We start from the raw sequence: 16,118 nt of genomic DNA, 5'->3' as shown, positions 1-16,118 counted from the left end.
ATGATTTCACGTGCTGCTTTTTTTGTTTTATATCAATCCTCTTTTCTTCAATTTTTCAATCATGGCTAATTCGCTTCTTTTGGATATTTCCGAGTTGCTGCTCTCTTTTGAAACTGCCTTTTGGTGCAGAGAGTTGATCTGTGCCAACTTCTGCTCCCGCGAGTAAGGATGCAATAACATGGATTCTACCTCCTTCACAGCACCCATACTGTTCTGACGGTGAAAATCGTTTATATAAGATCTTTCCAGTACTGAATTGTTCTGCATAATCATCTAATTTTGCTAGACCTTCAGATGTAAATCCTTCATTGATTATGTCACTGATGGACATCCAAAAATCATGATTCGTCATATTTACTTGTTTTAATTGCCACAAAATTACGGTTTTTCTTCGATAACACCAAAATTATTGGGGCTTTATTTCGCATTTTCCTGCGAATTGTTTCAATACATCTTTCATATCATCCGGAAGAAAAGAAATTGCCTTCTCTTTTATTTCTTGTGGAATACCAAATCGGGCTTCGGCGATGGAGCCGACGATGGCTCCGATGGTATCGCTATCGCCGCCATGAGATATGGCTAGGCGGATGGCATCCTCGAAGGATAAGGCTTGCGAGAGGAGATAGAAAGATAAAGGCACGGCATCCATGCAGGTTTCGTCGAACTTGCCTTTCGGATAATCTCGTGTTTCGAAATCTTCGTAATAGCTGCGGGCGATATTCTTGAATGTTTTCATTGCCTTATCATCATATTCTTTAGCTTTCTCACCCTTACACTCCTTGGATTCCTCTGAGAATTTGCTTTTTCTGAAATGCCAGATGGCATGAGCCACGGCTTTGGCTCCCTTGATTCCTTCGGGATGGTTATGGGTAGGAAGAGCCGTTTTCTCGGCCTCTTCCAAAACCTGCGACAGGTCATTGAATTGCCAAGCCACCGGTGATACTCGCATCGCCGAACCATTGCCAAAGCTATTGTATGGCTGCGGATCAAGAGAACGAATCCACCCCGCGAATCTTCCGCCATACGCTCCTTTTGGAGAAGGATAGCGGCGGCACCAATCCAGCAGGCTTTCCTGATAGCTTCGTCCGTTCAGTATCGCATCGGCTACCGCTACCGTACAGATGGTATCATCGGTGAAGTCGCATCCCTCTCCGAATATCTCGAAATCATAATCAAACGTATTGTTGAACTCATATTTTGAGCCAGCAATATCTCCTATCATTGCTCCTAACATAGTTACTTAATTATATTTTTTGTAATAAGATTTACCTAATTGCCATAGATATTTATCTATCTCTTTTAGATTGTATGCTGTTAACCCATAGCTCTCTTGGAACTTATGTATAATATTGATGAAAACTGGGTAGTTTCGTAAGTCGGAATTGTTGAAATTATAGAACTTGTCGCGTCTTTTGAAATACAGTAACACTTTCTCTACATAGTTATCGTAAATAGCATACATTAATGGTTGATGGTGGCTGCAATATTTTGATGCAAATGAGTAGAAAAAATGCTGCTTCTTTTCTTTTCCAACTTCGACGTGGGCAATTTCATCCACTAATGTTAAATCTCCATTTTTCAGTCTCTTGTCAAAATCAGCAATTGATAGTATATGCTTGGCAACAGCATGAATATCAAATATGTTGGTACTATAGAAGTCATTTAGTGTAGAGCATTTTAGCAGAACATCTTCTATGGTATTATTCTTTTGGCATAAGCTGAAAAACAATTTGTCAAGAGCTTTCTCTTGATTTACATAATTGTCTAAGCTATCCCACAAGCGAATGTATTTTTCAACTTCGCTTGGGGATGGCTCATATTCTTGTGGTATAGTTTGATTTCTCATCTTTAATCCTCTAATTTAATCCTCTAAAAAATTCCACTCTTTTAGTTTCTTTTTAGCCAAAGGATGTCCTTCTGAGTAGGCTAATGAATAGTAGCGTTTAGCTTCTTCTATATTTTTATCTACTCCCCAACCTTTCTCGTAAAATTCTCCACAACGATAGTGGGCGTATGGCAAACCACAGGCCTTATACAATTCAAATGCTTTCTTTAGGTCAACTTCTGTTCCATCTGTACCTTTACGATAGATGTCTGCCAAGTTGCTACGAGCTAAGTCATTGCCTTGATCTGCAGATTTGGCAAACCAATATTTAGCAAACTCTACATTTCTTTCAACGCATACACCGTCGTTGAAGAAACAACCTAAGTCGTTTTGTAGCTCGTCATCTTCAAGGTCATAATTGTTTGGATCATTCTTGACCAGATTCAAAACATTCAATACAGCCTCCTCTGTATAACCATAATCTTCTGGTTTTGCATTTGTCTTTTGTACCAATACAAAATTCTGATAATTCTTTGGTATATCAAAATACTTATCTTTTTTATTTGTCTTCATATCTTATGATGTTTAAATTGTATATTACTCCATTTCTTTACTCTATCACCTCCCAGAAACTCTCCGGTAAGCTGATGTTCTTCATCTCCTTTGCGCTCTCGAACAAAGGGGCGATGTCTTCGGCTTCGAAACCGGCGATGCCGCAACCTATTGGGGTTACCAGAAAATGTAGCTCGGGATGCTGATGGGCAAAGATAATGAATTCCTCCACGTATGGACGGATGGTTTCTACGCCGCCCTGCATCGTAGGGATGGCATAACTCTGGCCCTGCAAGCCTACACCCTTGCCCATGACGGCACCGAAATGCAGGCGGGCTATACGGGCTGCTCCACCACCATGCATGCCAGCCAGATTGCTGCCAAACACAAAAATCTCGTTTTCCTTCAATGAATCAATCCAGCTAGGAGTGATTCTTCCCTTCTTCATATCTTCCATATTATTCTTATTATTAAATATGTTATTGCCATTATCTGCCGATTCCTCGCAGCACATGCATTCTGCCATCATTCTCGGCATAGAACTCATTCTCGGCATCGACATCTTAGGAGCACTGGAAACTGATGCGTCTTCATCGCCGAACGACAGATAGCTTCCGTATTCCGATGCATCGAAGTATCTCTTGAAATAAGGAATCACCACATCGTGCATCATCTTCTGACAACGCTGGGTGACGGCAGAATGGGATATGCCCAACTGAGCGGCTACGTCCTTGCCCCTGAATCCCTCTATATAGAGCATCTTCAGGATGATGCTGTTCTTGCTGTCTCTGCCATAATAGAAATTGCCGATGTCTTCTATCGTCTGGTACAGATCGTGCTCAAACTGGTTGTCGGTTACGTCAAACTGCATCTTGCGGCTTTCCTGTCGTGCCTCGAAACTCTCGAAGCGATGCTCCTTCACCACCTCCTTCAGTTTATCCAGCAGCAGGAACCGGAAGCCATTCACCATCCAGGTTTTGAGCGACATGCTCGGTTTTCGGTCTTCCAGCGGCTTGAAGCCGTGTTCACAGAGATAGAGATAGTATTCGTGAGCCAATGAATAAAAGTCCATGCCCGGCTTGTGCTGCAGGTCGTATCGCTTATCGTAGATGCAATAAGCCACCCGGCAGTATCCGTAGTAATACTCCCTCACTATTCTGGCATCGGCATCCTTGAAGCCCTGCAGAATCTCATCATCCGATAAGCTTTCTAATGCCTTCTTATCCGATGGTTCTATCTTTTCCGAAAAATCAGTGTCTGAAAAATTCTTTTCTTTCTTCATATCTATATCTTTTTGATATCTGCAATTCGATTGCAAATATATACTTTTTGCAAAAGAAATGGCAGGTTTTGCCCATTTTTTCTCTTCTATATTCTATTAAAAGAAGAAAATGATGCAAAAATTAAGCTGGTATCGAAAAAAAGTATCCCCTTTTTTACTTTTCCCGTTTTGGATGGTCATATAATCGTACCATTCAAGTATTATTTTTTTCTTCCCAAGCCAGTATCAAGCCGACAACGCCCGAATAGCTCTTCCTGCCTTCTGCCACATGGTTGCTCCTGAGGTAGAGTTCGAAGATGAAATCCTGGGCGGCATCCAATGCCTTGCATCGCTTGCCGAGCCAGTAGCGGCGGTCGCTCTTTGCCAGTTGGATAATCTCGGGACGGATATGTTTCAGGAATTTTTCTCCCTCCTTTTCGCCGAGAATATCGAATACATTGTTCAGTACGTGGAAGAATATGTGGTAATAGCCGCTGAACCTCATCAGCTTATCTGCCGATGCCGTGCACACGATGTAACTGTAGAAATTCGCCTCTCCCTCGTTGGCTACACCCAGAAAGTGAGCAAACTCGTGGGCATAGGTGGCAGGATAATCGTGGGGGAGAATATCTCCATTAAGCGTAAACTCACAGAAGAAAGGCCCCATGCTTCCGGTAACGCCCGACATCGAACTGAGGGGTGTGAATACCATCGTCTTGACATGAGGATGCTGGTTGAAAGGTGCATTGATACCCTCCTTATAACCTATTTTATTATATTCCTTCAGAACCGCATCCCGCACCCGATTTTTCAAACCGTCATCTACGATGCTATCAGAGAAAATGCTACTCCCGGCAATATCAGAAGAAATGCTTAAAGCGTTGAGGCTGTCGGCATATTGATAGGCGAATGCCTTGAATTTAGCTTCGCTTACTTCCACCGGCTTCATTCCTATTCTATCATAGATATTCGGCTGGGAGTAGTTCAATCCCCAGGCGATGTAGAACCAGGCATATACCCAAAGCAGGTATTCTGCCACTCTTCCGAATATAACCTTCTTCTTGGGATAGCTGCCTTTCTTTGCTGCCAGGAAGAAGTATCGCTTGGCAAGCTTCTTTCTCAATCCTATCTCATAGATGGGATAGAAGATAACCCAGGCAATGCTGAGAACGATGAAGATATCGCCTACGGCAAAAGGAAAAAATCCTGAGATGGGAGAAAGGAGTGTGCCGATAATCGGATAGATACGGGTGGTGTAGATGAATCCCCATAGAGGAATCATTTTGGCAAGAGTAATGAGGAGGAGCAGTACCAGCAATAACCAGTGGCGCCACTTTACCCGATTGAGTCGAAATGTATGCAGTATCTTCATGTTTTTTATTCTAATTGTTCTTATTCTTTATTCTAATTGTTCTTAATGTCGCCAAATATGGCTTTCTGATGCAAAAATACAAAAGTTTTCTGAATAGTTGACAGCATCGATTCATTTTTTTGCTATTTTTGCATATACAAAAGATAGAAACGAATTTATTAACTTAAAGTAATAGGAGGGGCTATTATGAAACAGACACAGGAAAAATTCGAGGCAATGAACCTAGAGTATGAGAACCTCTATAATGAGGAAGATGACCGCAGAGATTATAATTCTGTTTGGTACAGTTAGGTAATTGGATGCAGTTAGACAATTCTTACTAAGGACAGTTGGATTATCAGCTAGTTATGCTGCTAGATAATAAAGCAGCCAGATCATAAAAAGGCTATGCTATTTGTTGCAGAATCTCAAGCAACAACAGCATAGCCTTCTTGTGTCCTTATTTCTCGAAGTGCTGGTAATCCTTGCTATGTTTCCAGTCGCCACCCCATCGGAACCCTTTCTCTTTAAAGAGCCGGTAGCATAAATCGCCCTTTCTGATCATGTAAGCATGGTGCTTGCTACGGTCGAGATAAGGTCGTGCCGTAGCTGGCTCTACCACTTCCTTGCCATTCTTCAAATGCTTATGATAGGGATTGTAGAGGGTATTGATGTCAACGGCAAGTCCCTTGCCGTGCTTCGAAACGGTCTTGGTATGTGAGATGAATCGGAAATTGAAGCTGGAGGAGTTGTTGTCCCTCATTGCCCTCTCGTCATCGGCATCCCAGTAGTCGATAAGTCTCATTCGCTCTATCGGATATTTTGCCTTATATAGCTTTCTGAGGATAGCGAGTACATCAGCAGCTATCGCTTTGTTCACCACCATTTCTCCCACTATCTTCCTGCCGTCCTTATCCACATGCAGGCATCTCAGATATCGCAGTTCGCTTCTTGCTACGGTGCAATTCTTTTTATACGTCTTTCCTTGCATCAGATGGAAGATGGGGTCAGGGATAGGAGAGATGGAGAAGAAATGCTTCTCTCCAAGTTTTCTGATGGTTTGCTCGCTGACGATATTTCCCGGCTTCTGTGCCTTGGATGGAAGGCAGAAAAGCATGGGGAGAGCAAAGTATAGGATGATGATCTTTTTCCAAAACATAATTCTTACTCCTTAATATTTATTCTCTTTCATTCTTTCTTGATTTAATTCTTCTTCTCCTTGTTTTGATTCACAGGGATATAATGCGAATCCTTGATTTCGCCAATTACGATGATGCTGTGAAGGCTTCCGATGCAGTCGATATTTCCCAGGGTGTTGAGCATGAAGTCCTGATAATCCTTCATATCCCGGGCATACACCTTGATCTGGAAGTCGTAATCGCCGGTGGTGTTGTAGCATTCCGTTATCTGGTCGATGGTTTGCACGGTGTCCATGAATTGCTGAATCAAATCATGGGTGTGCTGCTTCAATCGGATATTGCAGAGCACAATCACGTTGTGTCCCATCTTGTGATGATCCACTATCGCTCCATATCGCTGGATGTATCCCTCACGCTCCAGTCGCTTCTGTCGTTCGAAGGTGGGAGAAGGGGAGAGGTGTACTCTTGCGGCAAGTTCCTTCACGGTGAGTCGTGAGTTCTGCTGCAACAACTTGAGTATCTTGATATCGATTTCATCGAGATTTTCTTCTGTAGCCATTGTTCCTTTTCTTTCTGTTTTATAGTTTCTTTGTTTCTCCTTTTAGCGTTTCTTGCAGAATAATATTCTGTGAATTTGCTTAATACGCTGCAAAGATAGCATATTTTTCTGAATTACGAAGAATATTTGGCAGATAAAATTCTTTCTCTTACCTTTGCACTCGCAATTCCGGATGCAAAGAGCCGTTCATCATCTGATAATGGCAAATTAAGAGTCATTCTTCATTAAAAAATATAGGAGATAAAATAATGAGCAACGTAAGAAATATACATTTTGAGGCAGTGGGCAGCTATTTGCATCCTGCAGAGTTGAAAGAAGCAAGAGCCAAGTTTGCTGATGGCAAGATTTCTGCCACCGACCTTCGCTGCATCGAAGACCGTCTGATTACTGAGGTCATCAGGCAGCAGAAGGCGCATCGCCTGCCTTATATCACTGATGGCGAGTTCCGCCGCAGCTATTGGCATCTCGACTTTATGTGGGGATTCAATGGTGTGGAACATATCGAACTGGAGCATGGCTACCAGTTTCATGGCGAGGAGACAACCAAGGGTTCTATCCAACTGACCGGCAAGATTACCGGCGAGAATCATCCTTTTATCAAGGATTTCCTGTTTGTGAAGAAGTTTGAGGAGTTGGATGCTAAGGGCGAATATATCTTCGAGGCAAAGCAGACGGTGCCTGCGCCTGCTCAGTTCCTTGCAGAGTTGTTTCGTGGCAAGAATGCCGAGAACACCCGCAAGTTCTATCCTAATACCACCCAGCTGATTGAAGATATTGCCCAGGCTTATCGCACCTTCTTCCAGGAAATCTATGCAGCCGGTTGCCGCACCATCCAGCTGGATGATTGCACCTGGGGAATGATTGTGGATAGCGATTACTGGAAGGCTAAGGTGGGCACAGGTTTCACCCTTGAGCAGGAAGCCCTGCAATATCTGAAGGTGAACAATCTTGCCATCGAGGGCAAACCGGAAGGATTGACTATCAACACCCACGTATGCCGAGGCAATTATCATTCCTGCTATGCCACCAAGGGTGCCTATGATGCCGTGGCTCCTTATCTCTTCGCTCATGAAGATGTGGATACCTTCTATCTGGAGTATGATGACGAGCGTTCGGGCGGTTTCGAACCATTGAAATATGTGGCAGATGGCAAGAAGGTGGTTCTGGGTTTGGTAACCTCTAAATCTCCTGTGTTGGAGGATAAGGCTACGGTCATCGCCAGAATCCACGAAGCTGCCAAGTATATTTCTCTCAATCGCTTAAGCCTCAGTCCTCAATGCGGTTTTGCCTCTTGTGAGATTGGCAATAAACTGACCGATGCTGAGCAATGGGCAAAAATAGATCTGGTTAGAGAGATTTCCGAGGAAGTTTGGGGCTCTTCTTCTTTCTCCGATGCAGAATGATGTAGCCGGAAAGCAAAACCAGCGTAATCAGCAAGCCGGAGATGAAGACGAAAAGGTCGGAAAGAGGTCCTAAGAATGGAGAATAGCATCTACCCACATGGAGTTCTAATGCCACATTCCAAAGCGACATGGGGGTGGCAGAAAGCAACTCGGGGGTAGATGTTGTTTCACCTAAGCTCGCCCCTTTGCTATAATCGAAAATCACTTCTTTTCCTCCAAAGAAGTCCTTGGAATAACCGCTGACCAAAGAACTGGAAATCGGAATCATCGATTTTCCTTGGTTGGCTTTCCCTGTGAAATAATCCACAATCAGATTCTTTTCCGGATTCCAACGGAACATACCGCTGAATGATCCTATCAGCCAGCCACCCTTGCCGTCACTCTCGAAAACATTCACGCCCATCGGACTTATCTTTGGCGATTGCTTCTTATCCAATAAAACCTGCTTCTGGCAGAAATGCTCATCCACTCGAAGAAAACCTTCTGAGGTAGAAACAAGCCAGTTGCCCTCTGCTGCATCCCATCGGATAGCACGAAGTTTATCGTGCCAGACATTTCCATCCTTCACCTTTTCTGTAGTTTTGTTCATCGCCAGAGGTATCATTAAAGGTGGTCGGAGACACATACCTGTTATCGATAGCCAAAGCGTAAGGATGATAGTCGTGTATCCTAATTTATTATGCCATTTCGCATTGAACACCATCTGTTTGCCAAGCTTCATCATTCTTTCTCTTGCCTGTAATCTCTTCTGTCGGCGGATACGGTAAGGAAGAATGAAAAGGATGATGCCCGTTATCGAAAGGATGATGAGTACGATGGCGATGGCATCTACCACCAATCTTCCGGCTAATCCGAAGAAAGCACCGCTATGCAGGTTCCAAACGGTCTTGAAAAGGGTAACTTCCGGAACAAAACCTTCCGGTTGACCGATGATTTTGCGGGTAATATTCGTCTTTTTGCTGATTGCATCCCTCTTTTCGTTGGCTGCATCCGTCTTCTTTCCGGATATTTCATAAACGGCAGAACGGGTCATGGCGATGATGCTTGTGCTGTCTTTGGTCAATGTAATGTCAGCGATACGCTCTTCATTATCTGCGAGCGGAAACATCTTCCATTCCTTTCCGTCGAAGCGATATACATCCATCATGGCTGCACACCAGATTTCTCCATTCTTCGTCTGTACCATGTTGCGGATATTCCTGCCATCCACGTTCTTGGGTAATCCCTTGTTAAAGTCTTTCCAGCTTTTCATCTCTGCATCGGTAAGCCATACGCCACCATAACCATACGCCAGGATGGAATCACTTGGAGTTTTGCTGATGCGGTGATTGATCTTGATAGAACCTTTGATGATGCCGTTGTTGAAATTCTTGATATGATAAGCCGATGGCATCAGACTTCTGCTTACTTCACAACCGGCGAATAGCTGGCGATGATTTAAAATGATACCTGATACGCAGAATACCAACATAAAGACAGACAGTACAAGTCCGAACCAACGATGGTATTTCTTCCATGTAAAACGTTTCTTCTTTTTTTCTCTCATTGTTGTTTTCTACTAAATGGGTTGCAAAGGTAAGAATATCTATCTACTTCTGCAATACCCAAAAATAATGATTTAGGATGCCTCTGTTTTTTCTAATCTTTAGTTTCTTCACTTTTTCACTAAAAAAGTTTGGTGATTTCGTGATTTACTAGTAACTTTGCACCCCGAATAAAAAATCATCATTCATTAAGAACAATAAGAAACTAGAAAACAAGGAAAAATGGAATATATGTCTCAAGAAGGCTACGATGAGCTCGTGGCCGAACTTCAACACATGGTTAACGTAGAGTTGCCAGCCGTTCGTGATGCGATTGCTGAGGCTCGTGATAAGGGTGACCTCAGCGAGAATTTCGAGTATCATGCTGCCAAACGTGAGCAGGGCAAACTGTTGAGCCGCATCAGCTTCAAGCAGAAGGTCTTGGAGAATGCCCGTGTCATCGACAAGTCTCGATTGAAGAGCGATACCGTTGGCTTGCTGAGCAAGATTAAGATTACCAATCTCGCCAACAAGTGCAGCATGAGTTATGTTATCGTGAATCCTCACGAGGCAGATTTGCATAGTGGCAAAATCTCTATCAAGTCGCCTATCGCCAAGGCCCTTCTGGGTAAGAAGGCTGGTGATGAGGTAATGGTTAAGGTACCTGCCGGCTTGCTCAAATTCCGCCTGGATAGCGTTGAGTTATAACTTGATAGTGTTGAGTTATGACTTGCTAGCGTTGAGTTATAATGTATTCATTTAAAGGAAAACTCCCGATAATTTGAAACAATCAAATTATCGGGAGTTTCTCTTTTATATAAAATCTATATTAGTGCTTTTATAAGTCCTATTAATACTTCTTCTGAATTCTATTCTAATATTTCTCCAGAATCTTATTCAGTAAGAAGGTGGCATTCTGGTTTCTTGCCACACCCTTCTGTATCTTATAAGTATAGGTAACATCTGTGCCCAAATCTATCTCGAAACAATAGTTGTGGAATTTGCCTGATGCATCATTCTCCATCTTGGAGAGTTCCAAATCGTGGGTAGCGATGATACCGCTCACCGGCTGCTTGGCGATGGCTTCTAGGAATTTTCTCGAACCATTCAGCTTATCCAATGAATTCGTTCCCTTCAGAATCTCATCCAGAATAATCAGCGTTCGGAGTGGCTCCTTATTGCCCTCTGCACTTTCCTTGCAGAACTTCAGAAGCTCCTCCAATCTAATCAATTCTGCATTGAAATAAGAGATGCCGTGCGTCAAATCATCGGTGGTTCTCATACTCGAGAACAATCTGAAACGTGAAATCTTCAGTTGATCCGCAAATATCGGCATACCTGCCATCGCCAGGATATAGTTCACGCCCAGCGAACGCAGGAAGGTACTCTTCCCCGCCATGTTGGCTCCGGTGATGATATAATAGTTGTCGTCCTTGATGGTGAAATCGTTCTTCACCGCCTTGGCACCCAGGAAAGGATGATAGAGATTCTTACCTTCGAACACGATTTCCGGACTTCCGATTCCTGCATTTTCAGAAACATCGCTTTCTGCATCTGCTTCCTGCTTTCCCGAAACAAATTCCGCCTCTTCCGCCTCCGGATGATTATATCTGAAATCCGCCATCGAAACCATTGCATCCATCTCGCTGATGATATGCATCCATTCCTCCATCTTCATCATATAGGTATTCTTCCATTTCAGGAAACTGCGAACCAGGAAGAAATCACTCAGCATGAAGGCATCGGTGAAGAAAAGACCCAGGAAGTTGCCTCTTCTGTCATACCCCTTCAATATCTTTTCCAGTTGGGCAAAGGAAGGCAGGGCATCTGCCAGGGAATTCTGCATCTCCTTGCCTAATTCGCTATGGAAATTGCGCCTGTTGATAAGCTGGAGTATCTGGGCATAGGCGATGAGCTGATGTCGAAGCTTGCCGCCATTGCTGTCTATCTTATCAAGTGTCTGCTTGCAGACGAAGAACACCACCATGTATTGAACCAACACCCACCACAGAGCGAAATCCACCGAAACCATATTGCATATCGATAAAATCACGGAACCGATGACTCCGATAATCATCATCCATCCGATAACGAGCGAAACCGGAGATCCAAACCATGCCGGCACCTCCATCTTCGAAACCTTCTGCATCGCATCCACCACCGCAGCAGAATCAATCTTCTTCATCTTGCCATTCACCATTTTGCCATCCGCAGTTTGGCTTCTGTTCTTTTCGCCAAGTGCCAGAAATTCCATTCGCCAGTTTTCGCCTTCTCCAGCCAATTCCTTCTGCAAATCCCTTCTTCTTTTGATATCCTCCATGCTCAAAGGCGTTTCCCGGGTAAGATTCCTGGCGAGCGCCTCCGAACCGCCCGATGTGATGGTTCGGCAGATGCGGTTGAACAGCGAACTCTTGCCGAAGACATCGAGGTCGAAGGAATAAGGATGCTGCGGATTCTGATAGGAATCGCCCGTCTCGAAAGGCGAGAAATCCCCCTCCAAAGCCTTGATTTCGTCCTGATAAACCTTGAGCAAAGCCGAAAGATGCTCTATCTTCTCCTTGTTCTTATCGTCAAGTCGTCTGATTTCCAGATAGGCAATCAGGCACAGCACCGCCCCCAACAGATAGTTCTGCGTATCCCCATCCAATGCGAAATAGCAGATCAGGAAGGCGAGGATGCCGCCAAAAGCCAGCAGCTCGCCCGTTATGAATCCCGTATTCTTACGCTTCAGGGCAGCCACCTCAGAAGCGTATCGGCTTACATATTGTTGATAATTCTCCTTGATATTCATACTTTTTTCTATATTAATGTCTGTATAACTATTTTGCGGCAAAAATATGAAAAAAACACCGAATCACCAAATTAATTAGGTTATATTTTGACGTTTTATGATTTTCCTTTCAGGAAGAGTAAAACATACTAGACCGATAAAAACTCTTAAAAAGCATAACGTATCTTCTTGGATATCAATATTTGTTGCTATCTTTGCACGGTATATACGAATAACGCTACATTGGTAAATACTAATTATCAATATAAGTTTAATCATACAATGAATAATATGAAGAAGATATTTTTAGGATTGGCAGCTGCACTGATGTTGACTGCCTGCAACGAGAACAGACAGCTGGAAGCAATGACCAGCGTTGACTCTGCAAGTGTGGTAACCGATTTGATGATGAGTCGCAGAAGCATCCGTGCTTACAAGGATTCCGCTATCAGCCGTGATGCCCTAAACGAAATTCTGAAATGCGGCATCCATGCGCCAAACGGGCAGAATCTGCAGTCGTACGAAATCAGAGTGATAGATTCTCCTGCACTCATCGATTCGATAACCCAGGCCGTGGTAAAGGATAATCCTAAGATAGCCGAGCGCAAGGGCTTCAAGAACATCTTCGTGAATGCTCCATGCGTGGTTTGCATTGCCTACGATACGACTTATGATATGGCGCAGATTGATTGCGGTTTGCTTGGCGAGAATATCATTCTTGCAGCATGGGCAAAGGGCATCGGCTCCTGCTGCCTGGGCAGTTCTGCCCGTTGGATATTGGATTCGCCGTCAGCCAAGCCTTACCTCGACCGCATGGCATTCTCCAAGAATTACAAACTGCTCTACTGCATCGCCCTGGGTTATCCTGACGAATCGCCGGAGGCAAAGCCAAGACGCCAGGACATGATCAAATTCATGGATTAAGACAAATGAAATTTGATGTCCTGTTTCAGGACATCAACGTCTAAAGATAGATATGCATCTTCTTGAAACATGTAGGCAAAATATGAAACATCTTCTTCAAGTCCTTTTTTGTTTTGGGAAAAATGAGATAAATATCTTCCCGAGAGTTATTATTGAAAATGATAACCCAATATTTCTTCTTTTTTAATAGAGTTTCCAAAAAAACTTCGTATCTTTGCAGTGGCTTTATGCAAGATAAGCTGTTGTAATATCATCAAGCGTAGAATTATGGCAAGAAAAAGATATCCTATAGGAATACAAACCTTCGATAAGATTCGCACGGAAGACCGGCTCTATATCGACAAGACAGAATATGTTTACCGCATGACACATTCTGACAGCAACTATATATTTCTGGGACGCCCACGCCGTTTCGGAAAGTCTTTGCTTGTATCTACGTTACAGAGTTATTTCGAAGGAAAGAAAGAACTCTTTAAGGGACTTGCCATTGAAAAGCTGGAGCAGGAATGGACAGAATATCCTGTGCTCCATTTCAGTATGGCTATGGGCAAACACATGGAGAAGGAGCAACTGGAAAGATACCTGCTCTATATCATCGGCTTGAATGAAAAGAAGTTTGGTATAGAAAATGATGCTGTTGATCCGAATGTGAGATTGGCAAACCTGATTATGAATGTGTACAGACGGACGGGAAAGAAGGTGGTCGTGCTCATCGATGAATACGATGCTCCTCTTCTTGATGTGGCACACGAGGATGACAATCTCAAGAATCTTCGCAATATCATGCATAATTTCTATAGTCCATTGAAGGATTGCGACCCATATCTCCGCTTTGTCTTCCTCACCGGTATCACCAGGTTTTCGCAACTCAGCATCTTCAGCGAACTGAATAATATCACCAATATTTCGATGAACAGGGAATATTCGGGAATATGTGGAATCACCAAGGAGGAGCTGCTCACCCAGATGTCGGACGACATTGATGAATTGGCAAAATCGCTAGGCTCCACAAGAGAAACTGCCATCGAAGAACTGAAAATGAACTACGATGGTTATCATTTCTCTGCCCAATCGTCAGATATATTCAATCCGTTCAGTCTGCTCAACTGCTTTGCCAATCAGGATTTCGGTTCATACTGGTTCGCTTCCGGCACTCCAACCTACTTGATTAACATGATGCGGAAGTTTCATGTCTTGCCGGCAACTCTTGGAAAAATGTATGCCAAATCATCAGCCTTTGATGCCCCGACAGAGAACATGACAGCCATAACCCCTTTGCTATACCAAAGTGGCTATCTTACCATCAAAGATTATGACAAGACCAGCAAGCTCTATACTCTTGATTTGCCGAACAAGGAAATCAAGGTAGGATTGTTCGAGAGTCTTCTTCCTAACTATCTGGAAGGAATGTTTGCCCAGAATGGAGATGTCACCATCGCTCAGATGTCTGTGCTTATCCGTCAGGATGATATGGACGGAGCATTACAGCTGCTCCAGACCTTTCTGGGAACTGTGCCATATTGCAATGTCACCAACCATGAAGGTCATTACCAGCAGATGCTGTTTATCATCTTCTCGCTTTTGACTGGCTATGTGGTAGATGTAGAAGTGCACACTCCCAATGGAAGGGTAGATATCGTGCTGTTGACCGACATCCGTCTCTATATCATAGAGCTGAAGCTGAACAGGGATGCCCAGACGGCTTTGCAGCAAATCAACCTCAAGAACTATGCCCAGCGCTTTGCGCTTTGCGGGAAACCTATAGTAAAAGTAGGTGTCAACTTTGATTCTACACAGGGCAATATTGCGGATTGGATGATTGAAGAGAATGATAAAGATAGCTAGCCTCTTGTAAAAAGAGAACGCACATCAGCTTTTGTGCACGTATGTCTCGCTGATGTGCGGAGATAAATACCCTATAAAGTTTTAAAGCTATGAATATGAGGAGATTTATATTTTTTCTGATTGTCTGCGAGTTCTTTTCTTTGGCATGTATTGCTGCAAATAAGACTATAAAAGGACATATTGTAGATGAATTTGGTAAGAACGTTGAATTCGCTAGCGTATATGTAGATAGTATTTATGCGGTATCTGACAAGGAAGGAAATTTCTCTCTGGTGGTGCCCGATGGTATGAAACAGGAACTTGTGATTAGTCATATCAGTTATCAGACCAGTAAAATTCCTTATGATGTATATAGCAAAAAGACTTCGCTGCAACTTACGTTGAAAGAAAAGACTTGTGATTTGTCAGATATAACAGTCGTTTCCGGTAAAAAGCAGGAAAGCATTCTTGGAAAGGGAGTTCGGGCACCAGGTGATGTTGCATTTCATAACGTTAGAAACACGAAATATGAAACGGGCCCCTTATTTGTTGTAAATAAAGACTATTATGTGAAAACAGCTAAGTTGCGAGTACAAAAATGTACTTTTGCTTCATGCACAATTCGCTTAATCATTTATGAAGTAAAGGGAACAAATTTTGTGCCTGTACAGCATCGACCTTTGTACGTCCGATTATCCGAAATTTCAGATAAGAAGGATTTATCTGTTTGGATAGAAGAACCATTGAAGCTGGAGCGCAATCATAAATATTATATAGGTGTAGCTGTTATGGCAAGTAGTGGTAATGGCGAAATTCATTTTCCTGCTTATTTCAAGAAGGGTTGCGTAAGAAATCTGTGTACAGATAGGAAAAAGAATTTGCCAGTAACCTTGGGCGTTTCTCTTTATGGTATATCTGCAAAGCATCTTTAGTAACTTTTTTTATTGCAATAACTAAAGATATTTAAATATTTAACCCTATATTTGG

15 protein-coding genes are annotated in these 16,118 nt (G+C 43.1%); 5 read left to right on the top strand and 10 right to left on the bottom strand.

Features of this window, described 5'->3' with window-relative positions; genetic code table 11:
• Window positions 1-55 precede the first annotated feature (55 nt).
• The 8 genes from AAAT87_RS04985 to AAAT87_RS04950 all read right to left on the bottom strand — a co-directional run bounded on the left by AAAT87_RS04985 (window position 56) and on the right by AAAT87_RS04950 (window position 6,687).
• Complete coding sequence (locus AAAT87_RS04985; RefSeq protein WP_349225804.1) at window positions 56-352, bottom strand: hypothetical protein; 297 nt, start codon at window positions 350-352, stop codon at window positions 56-58.
• Between the two features lie 54 nt (window positions 353-406).
• A complete protein-coding gene (locus AAAT87_RS04980) occupies window positions 407-1,234 on the bottom strand; it encodes an ADP-ribosylglycohydrolase family protein (RefSeq protein ID WP_349225803.1) in 828 nt (275 codons plus the stop codon).
• Window positions 1,235-1,240: 6 nt separating this feature from the next.
• On the bottom strand, window positions 1,241-1,846 hold the full coding sequence (locus tag AAAT87_RS04975) for a hypothetical protein (protein WP_296973000.1): 606 nt from the start codon (window positions 1,844-1,846) through the stop codon (window positions 1,241-1,243).
• A gap of 15 nt (window positions 1,847-1,861) precedes the next feature.
• On the bottom strand, window positions 1,862-2,398 hold the full coding sequence (locus AAAT87_RS04970) for a tetratricopeptide repeat protein (protein WP_296973001.1): 537 nt from the start codon (window positions 2,396-2,398) through the stop codon (window positions 1,862-1,864).
• Window positions 2,399-2,435: 37 nt separating this feature from the next.
• The gene (locus AAAT87_RS04965) at window positions 2,436-2,825 is read right to left on the bottom strand and encodes an A1S_2505 family phage non-structural protein (RefSeq protein WP_264958542.1); all 390 of its coding nucleotides are present in this window, start codon (window positions 2,823-2,825) and stop codon (window positions 2,436-2,438) included.
• Window positions 2,826-3,852: 1,027 nt separating this feature from the next.
• Window positions 3,853-5,010: a DUF3810 domain-containing protein gene (locus AAAT87_RS04960; RefSeq protein ID WP_349225802.1), complete on the bottom strand. Its 1,158-nt coding sequence runs from the start codon at window positions 5,008-5,010 to the stop codon at window positions 3,853-3,855.
• A 439-nt stretch (window positions 5,011-5,449) separates the two neighbouring features.
• Entirely contained in the window at window positions 5,450-6,148 is a 699-nt protein-coding gene (locus AAAT87_RS04955) for a M15 family metallopeptidase (RefSeq protein ID WP_296973003.1), read from the bottom strand.
• A 44-nt stretch (window positions 6,149-6,192) separates the two neighbouring features.
• Window positions 6,193-6,687 (bottom strand): Lrp/AsnC family transcriptional regulator, encoded by a 495-nt coding sequence (locus tag AAAT87_RS04950; protein WP_293466970.1) that lies wholly within the window; start codon window positions 6,685-6,687, stop codon window positions 6,193-6,195.
• A 248-nt stretch (window positions 6,688-6,935) separates the two neighbouring features.
• Between AAAT87_RS04950 and AAAT87_RS04945 the strand changes: the two genes are divergently transcribed.
• Window positions 6,936-8,090 carry a 5-methyltetrahydropteroyltriglutamate--homocysteine S-methyltransferase gene (locus tag AAAT87_RS04945; RefSeq protein ID WP_349225801.1) on the top strand — a complete coding sequence of 385 codons (1,155 nt, stop codon included), beginning with the start codon at window positions 6,936-6,938 and terminating at the stop codon, window positions 8,088-8,090.
• On the opposite strand, the gene AAAT87_RS04940 is transcribed toward AAAT87_RS04945, so the two are convergent.
• Complete coding sequence (locus tag AAAT87_RS04940; protein WP_349225800.1) at window positions 8,035-9,636, bottom strand: PepSY domain-containing protein; 1,602 nt, start codon at window positions 9,634-9,636, stop codon at window positions 8,035-8,037. The genes AAAT87_RS04945 and AAAT87_RS04940 overlap by 56 nt on opposite strands.
• A gap of 220 nt (window positions 9,637-9,856) precedes the next feature.
• Between AAAT87_RS04940 and greA the strand changes: the two genes are divergently transcribed.
• Window positions 9,857-10,321: a transcription elongation factor GreA gene (gene greA / locus AAAT87_RS04935; protein WP_089544955.1), complete on the top strand. Its 465-nt coding sequence runs from the start codon at window positions 9,857-9,859 to the stop codon at window positions 10,319-10,321.
• A 166-nt stretch (window positions 10,322-10,487) separates the two neighbouring features.
• On the opposite strand, the gene AAAT87_RS04930 is transcribed toward greA, so the two are convergent.
• Window positions 10,488-12,404 (bottom strand): MutS-related protein, encoded by a 1,917-nt coding sequence (locus tag AAAT87_RS04930; protein ID WP_349225799.1) that lies wholly within the window; start codon window positions 12,402-12,404, stop codon window positions 10,488-10,490.
• Between the two features lie 270 nt (window positions 12,405-12,674).
• Here AAAT87_RS04930 and AAAT87_RS04925 point away from each other — a divergent pair, with 270 nt between their 5' ends.
• The 3 genes from AAAT87_RS04925 (at window position 12,675) to AAAT87_RS04915 (ending at window position 16,063) form a co-directional block, all read left to right on the top strand.
• On the top strand, window positions 12,675-13,307 hold the full coding sequence (locus AAAT87_RS04925; protein ID WP_349225798.1) for a nitroreductase family protein: 633 nt from the start codon (window positions 12,675-12,677) through the stop codon (window positions 13,305-13,307).
• A 267-nt stretch (window positions 13,308-13,574) separates the two neighbouring features.
• Complete coding sequence (locus tag AAAT87_RS04920) at window positions 13,575-15,152, top strand: ATP-binding protein (RefSeq protein ID WP_349225797.1); 1,578 nt, start codon at window positions 13,575-13,577, stop codon at window positions 15,150-15,152.
• 95 nt (window positions 15,153-15,247) lie between these two features.
• Window positions 15,248-16,063 (top strand): carboxypeptidase-like regulatory domain-containing protein, encoded by an 816-nt coding sequence (locus AAAT87_RS04915; RefSeq protein ID WP_296973014.1) that lies wholly within the window; start codon window positions 15,248-15,250, stop codon window positions 16,061-16,063.
• The last annotated feature ends 55 nt before the right edge of the window (window positions 16,064-16,118 follow it).

Source organism: Segatella sinensis, assembly GCF_040095255.1.
In the GTDB taxonomy this organism is placed as follows: domain Bacteria; phylum Bacteroidota; class Bacteroidia; order Bacteroidales; family Bacteroidaceae; genus Prevotella; species Prevotella sinensis.
This window is presented reverse-complemented; position numbering and strand designations above follow the sequence as displayed.

Bases quoted from the DNA above. Each gene is read 5' to 3' on its own strand.
- AAAT87_RS04985 (WP_349225804.1), bottom strand. From the start codon at position 352: ATGACGAATCATGATTTTTGGATGTCCATCAGTGACATAATCAATGAA.
- AAAT87_RS04980 (WP_349225803.1), bottom strand. From the start codon at position 1,234: ATGTTAGGAGCAATGATAGGAGATATTGCTGGCTCAAAATATGAGTTC.
- AAAT87_RS04975 (WP_296973000.1), bottom strand. From the start codon at position 1,846: ATGAGAAATCAAACTATACCACAAGAATATGAGCCATCCCCAAGCGAA.
- AAAT87_RS04970 (WP_296973001.1), bottom strand. From the start codon at position 2,398: ATGAAGACAAATAAAAAAGATAAGTATTTTGATATACCAAAGAATTAT.
- AAAT87_RS04965 (WP_264958542.1), bottom strand. From the start codon at position 2,825: ATGAAGAAGGGAAGAATCACTCCTAGCTGGATTGATTCATTGAAGGAA.
- AAAT87_RS04960 (WP_349225802.1), bottom strand. From the start codon at position 5,010: ATGAAGATACTGCATACATTTCGACTCAATCGGGTAAAGTGGCGCCAC.
- AAAT87_RS04955 (WP_296973003.1), bottom strand. From the start codon at position 6,148: ATGTTTTGGAAAAAGATCATCATCCTATACTTTGCTCTCCCCATGCTT.
- AAAT87_RS04950 (WP_293466970.1), bottom strand. From the start codon at position 6,687: ATGGCTACAGAAGAAAATCTCGATGAAATCGATATCAAGATACTCAAG.
- AAAT87_RS04945 (WP_349225801.1), top strand. From the start codon at position 6,936: ATGAGCAACGTAAGAAATATACATTTTGAGGCAGTGGGCAGCTATTTG.
- AAAT87_RS04940 (WP_349225800.1), bottom strand. From the start codon at position 9,636: ATGAGAGAAAAAAAGAAGAAACGTTTTACATGGAAGAAATACCATCGT.
- greA (WP_089544955.1), top strand. From the start codon at position 9,857: ATGGAATATATGTCTCAAGAAGGCTACGATGAGCTCGTGGCCGAACTT.
- AAAT87_RS04930 (WP_349225799.1), bottom strand. From the start codon at position 12,404: ATGAATATCAAGGAGAATTATCAACAATATGTAAGCCGATACGCTTCT.
- AAAT87_RS04925 (WP_349225798.1), top strand. From the start codon at position 12,675: ATGAAGAAGATATTTTTAGGATTGGCAGCTGCACTGATGTTGACTGCC.
- AAAT87_RS04920 (WP_349225797.1), top strand. From the start codon at position 13,575: ATGGCAAGAAAAAGATATCCTATAGGAATACAAACCTTCGATAAGATT.
- AAAT87_RS04915 (WP_296973014.1), top strand. From the start codon at position 15,248: ATGAGGAGATTTATATTTTTTCTGATTGTCTGCGAGTTCTTTTCTTTG.